This window comes from Octadecabacter sp. SW4 (genome assembly GCF_008065155.1).
Classification (GTDB): domain Bacteria; phylum Pseudomonadota; class Alphaproteobacteria; order Rhodobacterales; family Rhodobacteraceae; genus SW4.
This window is the reverse complement of record NZ_CP042819.1, coordinates 1,106,643-1,121,167: the sequence shown is the minus strand read 5'-3', so window position 1 is coordinate 1,121,167 and position 14,525 is coordinate 1,106,643. Positions and strand designations below refer to the sequence as shown.

Genomic DNA, 14,525 nt, shown 5'->3' with positions numbered 1-14,525 from the left:
AGCCCGCCTAACGACGCCGGGTCGACAAAAAGAGCCAAAGCAACGCTATCAAACCAAAGGACAGACTCAACCCCAAGAGCATGGTCTTTTCGAATGGGTCAAGCGCGCTGGAATCGCCGTAATAAAACTGCGAGACGGCCGTCACGGTCGAAATAAATGACAAGCTCGTGAACAAAAGTCCAATAAAAGTAACGGAGCGGTTGAAGCGACTGGAGCGCCTTTCATTTCGTGCGCTTTGGGCGGTGCGCAGGTTCGCGATGTCGCGCTGTAGTCCTGACGTTTCCTCGTCAACGCGATAGTATACCATGTTCGCGTCGAACCATTCTTTTACATCATTGGGAAAGAAAGACCGGTATCTCGGCACACGCGCCAGATACACTCCTGTTTCCGATATGTATTTCAGCACCTCCCCGCTTGCGAGCGCAGGCGTCCCAAAATTTGAGGTCCGCAGTGCAAGGCTTGCCGCGTTTTGGCGATCGAATTCGAGCATCGTGCGTTGAACCTGCGGCAAACTAAATACCATGAGAGCGTCATAAATTTGGTCCATCGTCCGGTTCGGCGTGTCCCAGAGGTATATTGCGTTCAAAGGCTGCAGTTTGCTTACCGACACACGGGCAAGCTGATCATCAGCGTAATGGTTGAATCCACAAGTCTTGGCCTGTTTGCCCGAAACAAGGCTCGCCCATCGATTTGTATCATCAAGGATATGGGTACTACGCCATGCCATTTCCTCGCACATCAGGGATTGGTGCTGAGTCCATTCATTCAGATTGGCGTCATCTTGCGGCGATGGAACCAGGTTAAGCGGCCAAAGCGGGCCGGATTGGTAGGACACATTCGCCTCGAGCCAGCAAGCAACGGCGCGATACAACAACACATCGTTTGGTGAGGTCTGACCGACAATATGGGACAGCGAAATCAGGTCGTCCATCGTTGCGACGGGTGCGTCCGGTGCGAGTTCAAACGCCGTAAGGATTCGCAAGACGCCAAACTCGCCGATACTCGCCCAGACATCGCGCACCAATAGCCATTCAGGGATCGTGTGGCGAGTACCCAGAAACGAGCGCTGGTACTGATCCGCATCAATTGTCATGCAGATTTCCGGCTTGGGGTACCCAAAAAGATCATATGACTTTGGTGCAACATTTATGTCGAGTGCTTGGCCGACGATTTCGAATTGAGCGGGCCCCGCACGGTAGGTCTTAAGCTCCAACCCTACATATCCAAGGTCCACGGCGCGCATGGATACGATTTTGGTCGGCTTTTCCTGTGCCATAACAGTTCCTTGATTTTACAGATCGGGGCGATGAAATATGTTTGCTTGCCGTGACACAAGTCCTTTGGACAAGCCTAATGCATCGCCTTGCGAATACGCCGCACGCCCCACCAGACGGCTGCAATCACAAGCGGGGTGATCAGCGCCGTCAGCAATCCCTTGGACAGGTCCAAAGACGTGGCCAGCGGATAGATCATATAGGCCACGAGGTTCACGCCATAATAGCTGATCGCGACCACGCTCAGCCCTTCGACGGTGGTTTGCAGGCGCAACTGCATATCGGCGCGCCGGTCCATTGACGCCAGCAGCGCCTGACTTTGCGCCGAGCGTTCGACATCGACCCGCGTGCGCAACAGATCGCCCGCACGCAGGGCGCGGTCCGACATGGCTTGCAGGCGGGCCTGCGTTGACGCCACCGTGCGCATGGCCGGATCAAAGCGGCGCATCATGAATTCGGCGAATGTCTGACGCCCCATAAAGCGTTCTTCGCGCAGCACGGCGATACGCTGATTGACGATGGATTCGTAAGCCCCCGTTGCGGTAAAGCGAAAGCTTGAATTATGGACGATGCTTTCCAGCTCTGCGGCGATGCGCAGAAGGTCTGTCAACGTGTCCTCGGGGCGGGACGGTGTGCCCGACATATCACCGACCAGGGCGGTCAGACGATTGTCCATTTCACCCAGTCGCCCCCCCAGATCGCGCGCCCGCGCCAGCCCCAACATCGACATGGCCTTGTAGGTTTCAATCTCGCAGATACGCTGCACCACACGGCCCACGCGGCGGTCCCCCGCCCCGTCACGGGCAAAGACGGCGAAGCGCATGTGGCCCGCGGGATCAATCCGGAAATCCCCCGCGATAACCAGTTGGTCTTCAAGAACACGCGAAATCGCCAGGCTTTCGGGTACGAACCAATCGCGCACCTTGTCGGTGATCACGGCGTCGTCGCTTTCACGCTCGATGTGGATCAGGGCCGAGGTGATGCGCACACCGGGCGCCGCATCAAGCCAATCCGCCGGAAAAACGCCAAAGGTTGCGGCATCGAAAGGGCGGTCGCCGTTCCCCTCGCCAAACAGGGTGTAGGTCACGAATTCGGTGTGGCTTTCCCATTTCAGGAAATGCTTGCCCAATTGGCCGGAATAATGCGTGGCATCAGGCTGCGGATGGGCCGCGCCATAGCGATCCAGCAATGCCAGCAGATGCGCACGATCAAGGGCGCGATCACGCCCCGCGCCGTTTTGCGCAGGCTTGATCGCCAGATAGGCGGCGCGGCTGGGTGCCGCGACCGTCGGGAACGGGCGGGCGTGCAGTTCATTGGCCAAAAGGTAGCGCAAAGGGTGGTCGGCAATCGGCATCGGGCGTCCTGTCATGTCACGCCACCCTAGCTGAAAAGCGCGACCTGTAAACCAGAAAAACCTTTCGCGCACAAAGGGTTAGCGGCACACGATTGTATACCGCGCGCCGCCTTTTGTCAGATGACCATGACATCCAACGGCGGGAAGCCGTTGAATCCAACCGAAGAATACGCGCTGGTATAGGCACCGGTATTGCGGATCAGCACCCGATCACCGGCCTGCAATGACAGCGGCAACATCACAGGGCGCTTTTCGTAAAGCACATCGGCACTGTCGCAGGACGGGCCTGCCATGATGCAGGGGCCGGTTGCATCGCCATCACGGGACGTAATGAATTCATAGCGGATCGCCTCGCCCTCGGTTTCGGCAAGGCCGGAAAAGCGGCCGATATCCAGATAGACCCAGCGGTGCATGTCACGGGCCGACTTGCGACTGACCAGCAGGCATTCAGCCACGATCAATCCGGCTTCGGCAACCAGTCCGCGGCCGGGTTCGGCCATGACGCGGGCAACCTTGCCAAAGCGCGCATCGACCTGCGCCATCACACCGGCGGCATAGGCTGTCGGGGCCTCGATTGCTTCGCCATAAAAGGCAGGAAACCCACCGCCGATGTTCAGGACTGTCAGATCGTGACCGGCCGCAATCGCGGCGTGCCAGATCCCCGCCATCACATCCAGGGTCACGCCCCACATGGATGACTTGCGCGTCTGCGAGCCAACGTGGAACGAGAAACCCACCGGGCGCAACCCAATCGTGCGGGCATGATCCAGCAGGGCCAGCGCCATGTCGCGATCACAGCCGAATTTGCGTGACAGGGGCCAGTCGGCCTCGGAGGTCTCGACGATCAGGCGGATGTAAACCTGCGCGCCGGGGGCGTTGGCGGCGATCTTGTCCAACTCGGCCTCGGCGTCGGCGGCGAACAGGTCAATCCCTGCGGCATGGGCGAATGCGATATCGCCGGCGCGTTTCACGGTGTTGCCAAAGCTGATGTGCGCGGGGTGGGCCCCCAGCGACAGGCACAGCTCGATCTCGCCGCGCGAGGCTGCATCGAAATGGCTGCCCAGGGACACAAGGGTCGAAATGATCTCGCGGGTCGGGTTTGCCTTGACGGCATAGTGGATGTCGGCGTGGCCCAGACCGGCCTTCAACGCGCGATACTGTAACGCCACGCGGGACGCGTCGATCAACAGGGTTGGGCGATCAACCACAACAGTCGCGGCGAATGCCTCAAGACGCGAAGGAACAGGAACGGAAACGGACGCCAGGGCGTCAGCAAACTGCAGTGTCATGGTCATCTCCAATAAGACCCGGCCATATATGACCGCTCACTTCCAAAAGGAGACGTTACCGTCGCTGCATAAACACATCTAGGACCGAGGCCAGAGGCGCGTGCGTTGGCGTCTGTAGGGCGCATATCGGACCAAAGCGCGAGTCGTGCAAGAAAAAAATTCACCCCGTTTGAAAATAATCCCCGCACCCGTTTCATCTAGCCGCAAATACCTGCGGGGGTGAATTGGCGGCACGCCAAGAGGGGGCAAGGCCCCCACCCTGCCCGCCGCAGGCGTATGTCTTGCCAATATCATGCAGACCCCGCTATTTGCAGATCATGGCCACGATCCTGTTCAACAAACCCTTTGGCGTGCTGTGCCAGTTCACCGACACAGGCAGCCCGACGCAGCGCCCTACCCTGTCGGGGTTCGGGCTGCCATCCGGTGTTTACCCGGCGGGGCGGCTGGATCGCGACAGCGAAGGCCTGTTGGTGCTGACAGATGACGGGCGCGAACAGGCGCGTATCGCTGATCCCAGACACAAAATGGCGAAGACCTATCTGGTGCAGGTCGAAGGCGCGCCTGATGAGGACACCCTGGCGCCGCTGCGCAGCGGTATGACCCTCAAAGACGGTCCGACCCGCCCCGCCAAGGCCCGCCTGATCGCCCCACCCACCCTTTGGGCGCGCGACCCACCTGTGCGATTTCGCAAATCCGTGCCCGATACCTGGCTGGAAATCACCATCCGCGAAGGGCGCAACCGTCAGGTGCGGCGCATGTGCGCCGCCATTGGATTTCCCTGCCTGCGGTTGGTGCGCTGGCGGATTGGCGATTGGTCACTGGAGGGGTTAGGCCCCGGGGACTGGCGTAAGGTGGGTGAAAACCCACCCTAGTCAATCATCGGCAGCAGCTTGTCCAAACTCGCCTTGGCATCGCCATAGAACATCCGCGTGTTTTCCTTAAAGAACAGCGGGTTTTCGATGCCGGAATAGCCGGTGCCCTGCCCGCGTTTGGACACGAACACCTGCTTGGCTTTCCAACATTCCAGCACCGGCATTCCGGCGATGGGGCTGTTGGGATCATCCTGTGCGGCAGGGTTCACGATGTCGTTGGACCCGATCACGATAGCCACGTCGGTGTCGGGGAAATCAGCGTTGATTTCGTCCATTTCCATGACGATGTCATAGGGCACCTTGGCTTCGGCCAGCAGCACGTTCATGTGACCGGGCAAACGCCCCGCAACGGGGTGGATCGCAAAGCGCACGTTCTTGCCCTTGGCGCGCAGTTTGCGCACCAGTTCGGCGACGCCTTGCTGCGCTTGTGCCACGGCCATGCCGTAACCGGGGATGATGATAACGCTGTCGGCCTCGTTCAAGGCCGCGGCGACGCCGTCGGCCTCGATCGCGACCTGTTCGCCTTCGACTTCCATCTGCGGGCCGGATGTGCCGCCAAATCCGCCCAAAATCACCGACACGAAACTGCGGTTCATCGCCTTACACATGATGTAGGACAGGATCGCGCCGGACGAGCCGACAAGCGCCCCGACCACGATCAACAGGTCGTTGCCAAGGCTGAACCCGATCGCCGCCGCCGCCCAGCCCGAGTAGCTGTTGAGCATCGACACGACCACCGGCATATCAGCGCCACCAATCCCCATGATCAGGTGGTAGCCGATGAACAAGGCGGCCAACGTCATGATGAACAGCGGGAAAAATGCGCCCGTGTTGAAATACCAGATCAGGGCGAGGACCGAAATCACCGCCGCCGCCGCGTTCAGCATATGCCCGCCGGGCAGCTTTTTGGCAGCGCTGTCCACGCGGCCCGCCAGCTTGCCATAGGCGATGACAGAACCGGTGAATGTCACGGCACCGATAAAGACACCAAGGAACAATTCGACCCGCAGGATACTGATTTCCACGCCGTCCTTTTTCGCCAGCAGGGCGGCAAACCCTTCAAGCCCGGCACGTTCATCGCCACTCATCCCCAGCACGCGGGTCAGTTCGATATGGGCGATCAACCCGACAAAGACGGCCGCCAGACCGACCAGCGAGTGCATCGCCGCGACCAGTTCGGGCATTTGCGTCATCTGCACGCGGGTCGCCAGTTGATAGCCAATTGCACCGCCCCCCGCGATCAGCAGGATCGACAGCAGCCAATAGCCCGCCCCCGGACCGACCAGCGTGGCCGCCACGGCCAGCGCCATGCCAGCAATGCCATACCAGACCGCGCGTTTCGCGCTTTCCTGCCCCGAAAGACCGCCCAGCGAGAGGATGAAAAGAACCGCTGCGACCACATAAGCCGCTGTTGTGAAACCGAATTCCATTGATCCGCCCCCTTAGGATTTCTGAAACATGGCGAGCATCCGCCGTGTTACCAAGAAACCGCCAAAAATATTGATGCCCGTCATGAATACCGCCAAGGCTGCCAGCAGGATCACCAGGAACGACCCCGATCCGATCTGCATCAACGCGCCCAGAATGATGATCGAGCTGATCGCGTTGGTGACAGCCATCAGCGGGGTGTGCAGGCTGTGTGCCACGCCCCAGATGACCTGAAACCCGACGAACACGGCCAGCACGAAGACGATAAAGTGCTGCATGAAGCTGGCAGGTGCCACAAGGCCGACGCCCAGCAACAGCGCCGCGCCCACGGCCAGCAATGTGACCTGATTACGGGTTTGCGTCTTGAAGGCGGCGATTTCGTTGGCGCGCTTTTCCGCGGCGGTGAGTTCCTTTGCGGGCTCTTTCTTTTGCACCGCGATGGCCTGCACCTTGGGCGGTGGCGGCGGGAAGGTGATTTCGTTCTTATAGGCCACGGTCGCGCCGCGGATCACGTCATCTTCCATGTCGTGATTGATCTGCCCGTCCTTTTGGGGGGTCAGGTCGGTCATCATGTGGCGGATGTTCGTGGCATAAAGCGTGCTGGCCTGCGCGGCCATGCGCGAGGGGAAATCAGTGTAGCCGATAATCGTCACGCCGTTGTCGGTGACAATCTTTTCATCCGGCACGGTCAGCTTGCAATTGCCGCCCTTTTCTGCGGCCAGATCCACGATCACCGATCCGGGTTTCATCGCCTTGACCATGTCCTCGGTCCACAGCTCGGGCGCTTCGCGGTTGGGGATCAGGGCGGTGGTGATGACGATATCGACCTCGGGGGCCAGTTCGCGGAATTTAGCCAGTTGCGCTTCGCGGAACTCGGGCGACGAAACTGCGGCGTAACCGCCCGTGGCGGCGCCATCTTGCTGTTCTTCCTCGAAATCAAGGAATACGAACTGCGCGCCCATGCTTTCGACCTGTTCGGCCACTTCGGGGCGCACGTCGAACGCATAGGTGATCGCGCCAAGCGAGGTCGCGGTGCCGATCGCGGCCAGCCCGGCGACACCTGCGCCGACAACCAGAACCTTGGCCGGTGGCACCTTGCCCGCTGCGGTAATCTGGCCGGTAAAGAAACGGCCAAAGTTATTACCCGCCTCGATCACCGCGCGATAACCGGCGATATTGGCCATGCTCGACAGCGCGTCCATCTTTTGCGCGCGGCTGATGCGCGGCACCATTTCCATCGCGATGACATTGGCGCCCTTGGATTTGGCGGCCTTCATCCCGGCGTCATTGGCGGCGGGGTTGAAAAAGGAAATCAGCGTCTGCCCGTCGCGCAACCGCTTCATCTCGGTCGCATCGGGCTGGCGCACCTTGGCCACGATATCGGCGGCCTTCCACAGGGCGGCGGCGGTCTTTGCCACGGATACGCCTGCGTCCTTATAGGCCTTGTCGGAAAAACCCGCTGCGGCCCCTGCACCGGTCTCGATCACGCAGTCATAGCCGAGCTTTTGCAAATCCAGAGCCGAGGCCGGTGTCATTGCGACACGGTTCTCACCTTCATATGTTTCCTTTGGTGCACCGATTTTCACGGATCATCCCCCTTGGTGAAAGCAGTTAGGTTTGGTTAGCGGCTGGTTGGGCGATTCACAAGGCAAAGGCCGTGCAACAGGCTCCCTAAGCGCTAACAGCTGACGTTTTCCTTGCACATCCCCGCACTTAAACCCAGCGACGGGTCTTTTGGGTGTAGCGGTAAAACTCCTGGCGGAACTTGCTGCGCAGGCGGTTTTCCTCGGGGATGATAAAACGGCGCTCGATCACCCAGACAAAGACCGGCACCAGTGGCAGGGCCAATGGCGCGTCCCAGCGCAGGATCAGCCCCAGCAGGATCAGTGCATCCCCCAGATAGATCGGGTTGCGCGAGCGCTTGAATATGCCCGAAGTGACAAGGACATCCGCATCGCGGTGCGGAATGATGGTTGTGCGGCGCTTGCGCATTTCCGTGACCGCCAGCACCAGCAGGATCAGCCCACCACCGATCAGGATACCGCCCGCGAAATCGGACCAGGTGCCGCCGAATGACAAGCCCAAAGGCGCGGCCCGCCCGATGAACCACGTCACAACAGCCGCGGCCAAAAGCCAGACCGGGGGCATATCAATCCATTTCATCGCGGCATCCTATTGCGTGGGGCAAGACCCACCTTACATGGACCTCCCGTAAGGTGGGTTTCAACCCACCCCCTATTCCCATTCCATTTCTTCGTAAACACGACCGGCGTTTTTGGTCGCGAGTTCCTCGAAGGTATCCAGCATCGCCCAGTTGGACTGGTCCACATAATAGGCATCTGTCAAATCCCCGCCCGCGTCGATATGTTCGCCGATCTTGGCGCGCAGATCGACCAGATAATCAAGCGTGTAGCGACGCACCTGTGCCAGATTGGTCGGGTGCCCGTGTCCGGGGATCACATAGGTCGGGGCCAGCGGTTCAAGCGCGGTCTCCCATGTTTCGATCCAGCAGCTTGTGCAGGTATCGGCAAAGATCGGCAGCATACGTTCGTGAAAGGCGATATCGCCTGCGATCATGATATCCCATTGCGGAATCCAGACCTGCGTATCACCCGGACCATGTGCCGGGCCAAGGTGCAGGATCTCGAATGTGACCTCGCCGATGGTCACATCATAGCGGTCCTCGAAGGACAGGTTGGGAATGACGACGCGGGTGCCCTCGGCGCGATCACGGTTATAGGCCTGCATCCCCTGCAGGATAAAAGCACCGTTTTCCGTCACCTCTTGGATGGCATCGACGTGCGCCAGAATATCAACGCCCAGATCCGCCCAATAGGAATTGCCCAGGATCGCGTGCCCCTGCCCGTTTTCGTTGATCACAAGGACAACGGGCTGGTCCGTCACCCGCTTGATTTCGTCGTGGAGTGCTGCGGCCAGTCGTGCCGAAGCGCCGCCGTTCACCACGACCACGCCCGCGCCCGTCACAACAAACGACAGGTTGTTGTTGTGGCCCGCGTTTTCATAGGTCGGCGGGGCGGTCGCGCCGATGGCGGTGAACACATGCGGGATCACCTCGACGGGGCTGTCGTAAAGTTCCGACTGCGGGTATTTGTCGGCGATTTCTTCATTGGCGAATGCGGGTGCAGCGCAGACCGCCAGCGCGACCGTGGTGGCGAATTTCCTCATGACGGATCCTCCGATGTGTCTCTAAACACATTCCATCAAGTGAATACGTTGTCAAATGCCATTGCACCGCCCCCTGTCTTGGCTAGGCTGTCGCCAACACCCGAAAGGACCAAGAATGCCGAGTGATTTCGCCGCGACCAAGGCCATGTTCCACCTGCCTGACGGGGTGATCTATCTGGACGGCAATTCGCTTGGCCCCCTGCCGCGCACGGCCACCGACAAGATGGCGCGTGTCATGCAGGACGAATGGGGCGAGATGCTGATCACCGGTTGGAACAAGGCCGGATGGATGGCCCAACCCACCATCGTGGGCGACCGGATTGCGCGGCTGATCGGGGCCGAGGCAGGCCATGTGGTGATGGGCGACACCCTGTCGATCAAGGTCTATCAGGCCTTGGCTTCGGCCCTGGAGCTGAACCCCGACCGCCGCGTCATCCTGTCTGACAGTGGCAACTTTCCGTCCGATTTGTATATGGCCGAAGGGCTGATCAAATCGTTGGGCCGCGGCCACGAATTGCGCGTGGTCGCCCCCGAGGACATCGCCAATGCGATCGACGAAACTGTCGCCGTGACCCTGATTACCGAAGTCGATTACCGCACCGGCCGCCTGCACGACATGACCGCGCTGACCGCCAAGGCACATGGTGCAGGCGCGCTGACGGTCTGGGATCTGGCGCATACGGCGGGGGCCACGCCAGTTGATCTGGCGGGAGCGGGCGCGGATTTCGCAGTGGGCTGCACCTATAAATACCTCAACGGGGGACCCGGCGCGCCTGCCTTTATCTATGTTGCCCCGCGCCACGCCGATCAGGTGCGCCCGGCCCTGTCGGGCTGGCTGGGCCATGACGCGCCCTTTGCCTTTGATCTGAATTATCGCCCCGGTGCCGGGATCGAACGGATGCGGGTCGGCACCCCGCCCGTCTTGGCGCTGGCAGCGCTGGAAAGCGCGCTCGATATCTGGGACATGACGGACATGGACGACGTGCGCGCCCAGTCGATTGCGCTGTGCGAGCGGTTCATCAGGGGGGTCGAGGCCGCCTGCCCGATGCTGACACTGGCCAGCCCGCGCGATGCGGCCCAGCGTGGGTCGCAGGTGTCGTTCAAATTCGCTGATGGATACGCCGCCATGCAGGCGCTGATCGCGCGCGGCGTGATTGGTGATTTCCGCGCGCCCGATATCATGCGGTTCGGGTTCACCCCGCTTTATATCGACGCCACAGATGTTGACGCGGCGGTCGCCGTGATCGCCGATGTGATGGGCAACAAACTGTGGGACACACCGGAATTTCACGCCCGTCAGGCCGTGACATGAGCACTGACGGCCCCTCGTGGTTCAGCCTTTGGCGCCGGATGGTGAACAGTGCGCGCGACATGAAATGTGGCGGTTAACCCCCTCTCTTGCTTCACGTTTCCCAACTCAAAGGCCAAAACCATGACCATTGACCCCGCCGATCACGGTGCGCAGATGTCGTTTGACGGGCGCATGTCCTATTCGGACTATCTGGGCCTGGATGCGATCCTGACGGCCCAGCGCCCTCTGTCGCATGCCCACGACGAGATGCTGTTCATCGTGCAGCACCAGACCTCGGAACTCTGGATGCGCCTGGCCATTCACGAACTGACGGCGGCGCGCGACCTGATGCTGGCAGGCACCCTGCGCCCCGCCTTCAAGATGCTGGCGCGGGTGACGCGGATCATGGAGCAGCTCAACAGCGCCTGGGACGTGTTGCGCACCATGACGCCCAGCGATTACACCGCCTTTCGCGCGGCTTTGGGCCAGTCGTCGGGGTTTCAGTCGGCGCAGTATCGCCAGATCGAATTCATGCTGGGCAACCGCAACGCCGCGATGCTGAAACCCCATGCGCACCGTGCTGATTTGACGGCGCTGCTAACGGCGGAATTGGCGCAGCCCTCGCTATATCATGTGGCTTTGCGGCGGCTGCATCAAACGATCCCGCTGCCCGATGCGGTGCTGTCGCGCCCGCTGGAACAGCCTCACGCGGAAAATGCTGATGTCATGGCCGCCTGGACCCGCGTTTATCAGGCCCCCGAGGATCACTGGGAGCTGTATGAACTTGCCGAAAAGCTGGTCGATCTTGAGGATTACTTTCGCCGCTGGCGGTTCAACCACGTCACAACCGTGGAACGGGTGATCGGCTTCAAGCGTGGCACGGGTGGCACGGGGGGCGTAGATTACCTGCGCCGGATGCTGGCAGTGGAATTGTTCCCCGAACTTTGGCACCTGCGCACCGATCTTTAGAGGCTGCCGTAAGGTCGCGCTGGCGCGGGCGCGCGGATGATCTAGGGTCCGGGAAAGTGACGACCTGAACGAGCCTACGCCATGTCCAAGACCCTGACGATCAACGGAACCTCCCATGATATCAACCTGCCAGATGACGTGCCCCTGCTCTGGGTGCTGCGCGATGAACTGGGGCTGACAGGCACGAAATTCGGCTGTGGCGTGGCCGCTTGCGGTGCCTGCACCGTGCATATCGACGGCGAAGCGGTGCGCAGTTGCCAGATCGCGCTGGCCGATGTCTGGGGCGACGTGGCGACCATCGAAAGCCTTGGCGAGCCTGACAACCTGTCGATCCTGCAACAGGCCTGGGTCGATCATCAGGTCGCGCAATGCGGTTACTGCCAGTCGGGGCAGATCATGCAGGCGGCGGCACTGCTGGCCGAAACCCCCGCCCCCACGGATAGCGACATTGATGCGGCAATGCAGGGCAATCTGTGCCGCTGTGGCACCTACCCACGTATTCGCGCCGCGATCCATGACGCCGCTGCCAAAATGCAAAGGGCCTGATATGGGACGCGCGAAAACGATCGCACGGCGCACGTTTCTGGTCGGGTCGGTCGCAATCGCGGGCGGGGTGGCGTTTGGCGTCTACCAAGCGCGCAAGACACCTGCCAACCCCCTAAAGCCCGGCCCGGGCGCGGCAACGCTGAACCCCTTTGTCCTGATCAATCAGGACGGTGTGACGATCATCGCCCCGCGCGCCGAGATGGGACAGGGTGTGCAGACGACGCTGGCCGCCCTTGTGGCCGAAGAACTGGACGTGGCTTGGCAGGATATCACCGTGCTGCACGGTCCACCCGCGCAGGCCTATTACAACGGCGCGCTGATCAGTGCCGCCCTGCCCTATCCTGACTACGATTTGACAGGTTTTCAGCGCGGCGTGGCCGACAATCTGGCCGTGATGGGCAAGATTTTGGGGTTGCAGGTCACCGGCGGCTCGACCTCGATGCGGGACGGGTTTGAAAAGCAGCGCCGCGCCGGGGCCAGTGCGCGCGAGGCGTTGAAACAGGCGGCGGCGGATCGGTTGGGCATTAATCCGGGCGATCTGCGCACCGAAAACGGGCGCGTCATTGCGCCCGATGGCACCGCGCTGACCTATCACGAACTGGCCGAGGATGCCGCCCTTCTGGACGTGCCCAAGGTTGAATTACGCCCTGTAAGCACTTGGAAATACGTTGGTAAATCCATGCCCCGCCTCGATATGGTTGGCAAGGTGACGGGCACCGCCCAATTCGGGATCGACACGGTAGCAGAGGGCATGGTTTTCGCCACCTTGCGGATGAACCCGCGTCTGGGAGCGGGCATGGTCCGATTTGACGCGAGTGCCGCGGAACGCATGGCCGGCGTGATCAAGGTCATCGATCTTGGCGGTGGCATTGCGGTTGTGGCACGCAACACCTGGCTGGCGTTTCAGGCGGCCGAAGCGGTCAAGATCGACTGGCAAGACGCACCCTACCCGCCCGAGAATGCCGCCCTGATGGAAGCAATCGCTGCCGCATTCGAGCAAAAGCCAGACTCGACCCTGCGCGATGACGGCGATGTGGACACGGTTGTCGATGGCACTGAAATCACGGCAGAATATCGCGCGCCCTGGCTGACCCACGCCACGATGGAACCGATGAATGCAACGGCCCATTTCACGGGTGACGCGCTGGAAATCTGGGCGGGCAATCAGGCGCCGATCGTCGTGCAACAAAAGACAGCCAAGATATGCGGGCTGGATCAGGATCAGGTGACGGTGCACACCCCGTTCATGGGCGGCGGTTTTGGGCGGCGGGGCGAAAGCGACTTTGCCACCTACGCCGCGCAGATCGCCAAAGAGATGCCGGGCACCCCCGTCAAGGTCACCTGGACCCGCGAAGAGGACATGCGCCACGACTTTTATCGCCCCGCCGCGATGGCACGGTTCCGTGGCGTGGTAAAGGACGGCGAGGCGCTGGTGCTCGAGGGCAGGATTGCCGCACCATCAACGACGCGGCAGGCGGCGCTGCGTATTTCCGGCATGGTCCCGCCCGGCAAGGACAAAGGCCTTGTGGAAGGGGCATTCGATCAACCCTACGGCATCCCGAATTTCCGCATATCAGGTCATATCGCCGATTTGTCGGTACCGATCGGCTATTGGCGCTCGGTCGGGTATTCCTACAACGGGTTCTTTTTTGACAGTTTCATTGATGAAATGGCCCATGCTGCGGGGCGCGACCCGTTGGAATTTCGCTTGCAACTGATCGCGCGCGAACATGGCCCTTCGGCTGGGTGCCTTAGGGCTGTGGCGGAAATGTGCGAATGGACGGGGCAGACGGCAGGCAATGTCGGGCGCGGCGTCGGGTTCACCTATTCGTTCGGAACGCCCGTGGCGCAGGTGGTCGAAGTCGTTGATGAAGCTGGCGAAATTCGCATCCGCAAGGTCTGGATCGCCTGCGATGTCGGCACCGCACTTGATCCCCGCAATATCGCGGCGCAGATGATGGGCGGCGCGATTTTCGGCCTGTCTGCCGCAGCGGGCGAAGAAATCAGCTTTGCCGGTGGTGAAGTGCAGCAATGGAACTATCCCGATTACGATCTGCTGCGGATGCATAATGCGCCCGAGGTCGCGGTGCGCGTGCTGGAAACCAACCCCCATCTGGGTGGCGTTGGCGAACCCGGCACACCGCCTGCAATGCCCGCTTTGGCCAACGCGTTGTTCGATCTGACAGGCATGCGGGCGCGCAGCCTGCCGCTGTCCAAATCCTTCCCGCTTAAGTTGTGACAGGTCAAAAATACTACAAAAGTGCTTGAAAAAATGGCTGTGGCACCGCGAATATTCCCCGCTAATGCGTTGATAAA

General features: G+C 60.8%; 12 protein-coding genes. 5 read left to right on the top strand and 7 right to left on the bottom strand.

Going from position 1 to position 14,525, the window contains the following annotated elements:
* Positions 1 to 7: 7 nt before the first annotated feature.
* The 3 genes from FTO60_RS05605 to FTO60_RS05595 all read right to left on the bottom strand — a co-directional run bounded on the left by FTO60_RS05605 (position 8) and on the right by FTO60_RS05595 (position 3,923).
* Positions 8 to 1,276 (bottom strand): hypothetical protein, encoded by a 1,269-nt coding sequence (locus FTO60_RS05605; RefSeq protein ID WP_148055040.1) that lies wholly within the window; start codon positions 1,274 to 1,276, stop codon positions 8 to 10.
* A 74-nt stretch (positions 1,277 to 1,350) separates the two neighbouring features.
* Positions 1,351 to 2,643 carry a DUF3422 family protein gene (locus tag FTO60_RS05600; protein ID WP_254696898.1) on the bottom strand — a complete coding sequence of 431 codons (1,293 nt, stop codon included), beginning with the start codon at positions 2,641 to 2,643 and terminating at the stop codon, positions 1,351 to 1,353.
* Between the two features lie 101 nt (positions 2,644 to 2,744).
* Positions 2,745 to 3,923: a type III PLP-dependent enzyme gene (locus FTO60_RS05595; RefSeq protein WP_148055039.1), complete on the bottom strand. Its 1,179-nt coding sequence runs from the start codon at positions 3,921 to 3,923 to the stop codon at positions 2,745 to 2,747.
* Positions 3,924 to 4,231: 308 nt separating this feature from the next.
* Between FTO60_RS05595 and FTO60_RS05590 the strand changes: the two genes are divergently transcribed.
* Positions 4,232 to 4,789, top strand: coding sequence for a pseudouridine synthase (locus FTO60_RS05590; protein ID WP_197738517.1), 558 nt, complete (start codon positions 4,232 to 4,234; stop codon positions 4,787 to 4,789).
* Here FTO60_RS05590 and FTO60_RS05585 read toward each other — a convergent pair.
* The 4 genes from FTO60_RS05585 to FTO60_RS05570 all read right to left on the bottom strand — a co-directional run bounded on the left by FTO60_RS05585 (position 4,786) and on the right by FTO60_RS05570 (position 9,403).
* Positions 4,786 to 6,219, bottom strand: coding sequence for an NAD(P)(+) transhydrogenase (Re/Si-specific) subunit beta (locus tag FTO60_RS05585; RefSeq protein ID WP_148055037.1), 1,434 nt, complete (start codon positions 6,217 to 6,219; stop codon positions 4,786 to 4,788). The two genes, FTO60_RS05590 and FTO60_RS05585, sit on opposite strands and share 4 nt — an antisense overlap.
* A gap of 12 nt (positions 6,220 to 6,231) precedes the next feature.
* Positions 6,232 to 7,803 carry a Re/Si-specific NAD(P)(+) transhydrogenase subunit alpha gene (locus FTO60_RS05580; protein ID WP_148055036.1) on the bottom strand — a complete coding sequence of 524 codons (1,572 nt, stop codon included), beginning with the start codon at positions 7,801 to 7,803 and terminating at the stop codon, positions 6,232 to 6,234.
* A gap of 127 nt (positions 7,804 to 7,930) precedes the next feature.
* Positions 7,931 to 8,380 carry an isoprenylcysteine carboxylmethyltransferase family protein gene (locus FTO60_RS05575; RefSeq protein ID WP_148055035.1) on the bottom strand — a complete coding sequence of 150 codons (450 nt, stop codon included), beginning with the start codon at positions 8,378 to 8,380 and terminating at the stop codon, positions 7,931 to 7,933.
* Between the two features lie 72 nt (positions 8,381 to 8,452).
* Positions 8,453 to 9,403 (bottom strand): MBL fold metallo-hydrolase, encoded by a 951-nt coding sequence (locus FTO60_RS05570; protein ID WP_148055034.1) that lies wholly within the window; start codon positions 9,401 to 9,403, stop codon positions 8,453 to 8,455.
* Positions 9,404 to 9,518: 115 nt separating this feature from the next.
* On the opposite strand from FTO60_RS05570, the gene kynU reads away from it, so the two are divergent.
* The 4 genes from kynU to FTO60_RS05550 all read left to right on the top strand — a co-directional run bounded on the left by kynU (position 9,519) and on the right by FTO60_RS05550 (position 14,448).
* Complete coding sequence (kynU, locus tag FTO60_RS05565; protein ID WP_148055033.1) at positions 9,519 to 10,715, top strand: kynureninase; 1,197 nt, start codon at positions 9,519 to 9,521, stop codon at positions 10,713 to 10,715.
* Between the two features lie 120 nt (positions 10,716 to 10,835).
* A complete protein-coding gene (gene kynA / locus FTO60_RS05560; RefSeq protein WP_148055032.1) occupies positions 10,836 to 11,663 on the top strand; it encodes a tryptophan 2,3-dioxygenase in 828 nt (275 codons plus the stop codon).
* Between the two features lie 81 nt (positions 11,664 to 11,744).
* On the top strand, positions 11,745 to 12,209 hold the full coding sequence (locus tag FTO60_RS05555) for a (2Fe-2S)-binding protein (RefSeq protein WP_148055031.1): 465 nt from the start codon (positions 11,745 to 11,747) through the stop codon (positions 12,207 to 12,209).
* A gap of 1 nt (position 12,210) precedes the next feature.
* Positions 12,211 to 14,448 carry a xanthine dehydrogenase family protein molybdopterin-binding subunit gene (locus tag FTO60_RS05550; RefSeq protein ID WP_148055030.1) on the top strand — a complete coding sequence of 746 codons (2,238 nt, stop codon included), beginning with the start codon at positions 12,211 to 12,213 and terminating at the stop codon, positions 14,446 to 14,448.
* The last annotated feature ends 77 nt before the right edge of the window (positions 14,449 to 14,525 follow it).

What these genes read in the sequence shown, in the direction of transcription:
- FTO60_RS05605 (WP_148055040.1), bottom strand. Translation starts at nt 1,276, where the DNA reads ATGGCACAGGAAAAGCCGACCAAAATCGTATCCATGCGCGCCGTGGAC.
- FTO60_RS05600 (WP_254696898.1), bottom strand. Translation starts at nt 2,643, where the DNA reads ATGACAGGACGCCCGATGCCGATTGCCGACCACCCTTTGCGCTACCTT.
- FTO60_RS05595 (WP_148055039.1), bottom strand. Translation starts at nt 3,923, where the DNA reads ATGACCATGACACTGCAGTTTGCTGACGCCCTGGCGTCCGTTTCCGTT.
- FTO60_RS05585 (WP_148055037.1), bottom strand. Translation starts at nt 6,219, where the DNA reads ATGGAATTCGGTTTCACAACAGCGGCTTATGTGGTCGCAGCGGTTCTT.
- FTO60_RS05575 (WP_148055035.1), bottom strand. Translation starts at nt 8,380, where the DNA reads ATGAAATGGATTGATATGCCCCCGGTCTGGCTTTTGGCCGCGGCTGTT.
- FTO60_RS05570 (WP_148055034.1), bottom strand. Translation starts at nt 9,403, where the DNA reads ATGAGGAAATTCGCCACCACGGTCGCGCTGGCGGTCTGCGCTGCACCC.
- kynU (WP_148055033.1), top strand. Translation starts at nt 9,519, where the DNA reads ATGCCGAGTGATTTCGCCGCGACCAAGGCCATGTTCCACCTGCCTGAC.
- kynA (WP_148055032.1), top strand. Translation starts at nt 10,836, where the DNA reads ATGACCATTGACCCCGCCGATCACGGTGCGCAGATGTCGTTTGACGGG.
- FTO60_RS05555 (WP_148055031.1), top strand. Translation starts at nt 11,745, where the DNA reads ATGTCCAAGACCCTGACGATCAACGGAACCTCCCATGATATCAACCTG.
- FTO60_RS05550 (WP_148055030.1), top strand. Translation starts at nt 12,211, where the DNA reads ATGGGACGCGCGAAAACGATCGCACGGCGCACGTTTCTGGTCGGGTCG.